Origin of the sequence: Knoellia aerolata DSM 18566, from assembly GCF_000768695.1 — a bacterium.
GTDB lineage: Bacteria > Actinomycetota > Actinomycetes > Actinomycetales > Dermatophilaceae > Knoellia > Knoellia aerolata.
Map to the genome: position 1 here is coordinate 1 of NZ_AVPL01000146.1, position 1,133 is coordinate 1,133.

The window sequence follows — 1,133 nt, forward strand, 5'->3', positions numbered from 1 at the left end:
GACGGTCGCCCGCCGTTCCGCCGCGAGGGCGACGCCCCCGCCCGCCGCGTCGCCGACCCCGTGCGTCGTGACCGCCACGAGGGCCGTCGCGCCGACGAGCGTCGCCACGACCTGCCCGAGCAGCCCCGCACCTTCGAGGAGGCCGAGGCCGAGCGCGCCCAGGCCGACACCTGGGTGAAGTACGAGTCCAAGAAGGCGACCGGCCCCACGGACGTCACCGAGGACAACGGCTTCGCCGCGCTGGGTGTCGACGCGCGCCTCGTCGAGCGGCTCGCCCGCGACGGCATCTCCGCACCCTTCCCGATCCAGACCGCGACGATCCCCGACGCGCTCGCCGGCCGTGACGTCCTCGGCCGCGGCCAGACCGGCTCCGGCAAGACCCTCGCGTTCGGCCTGCCGACGATCACCCGCCTCGCCGACGGCACCAGGCCGGCGAGCAAGCGTCCGCGATGCCTCATCATGGTCCCGACCCGTGAGCTGGCCATGCAGGTGAGCGACGCCCTCGAGCCGCTCGTCCACGTCACCGGGCTGCGCCACAAGCTCGTCGCCGGTGGGCTGTCCTACGACCCGCAGGTCCGGGCCCTCGCCAAGGGCATCGACATCCTCGTCGCCACGCCGGGTCGCCTCGCCGACCTCATCGAGCGCGGCGCCGTGGAGATGGACGACGTGCAGGTGACGATCCTCGACGAGGCCGACCACATGGCCGACATGGGCTTCCTGCCCGAGGTCACCGCGATCCTCGACAAGGTCCCTTCCGGTGGGCAGCGACTGCTCTTCTCGGCGACCCTCGACAAGGGCGTCGACGCGCTCGTCGACCGCTACCTCACCGACCCGGTGACGCACTCGACCGAGGACGTCACCGCCAGCGTGACGACGATGAGCCACCACATCATGCTCATCGACCCCAACAACAAGAAGCAGCTGACCGCCGAGCTCGCCGCCCGTGACGGGCGCACCGTGGTCTTCGTGCGCACGCAGCTCGGCGCCGACCGCATCGCCCGCGAGCTCCGTGAGAAGGGCGTCCTCGCGGCGGCCATCCACGGCGGGCTGTCGCAGAACCTGCGCAACCGGGCGCTCGGCGCCTTCCGTGACGGGTCGCTGCCCGTCCTCGTCGCCACCGACGTCGCCGCCCG

General features: G+C 72.8%; 1 protein-coding gene. It reads left to right on the forward strand.

The annotated features are described in order from the left end of the window. A partial coding sequence (locus tag N801_RS19030; protein ID WP_245618523.1) for a DEAD/DEAH box helicase occupies window positions 1-1,133 on the forward strand: 1,133 nt, incomplete at both ends.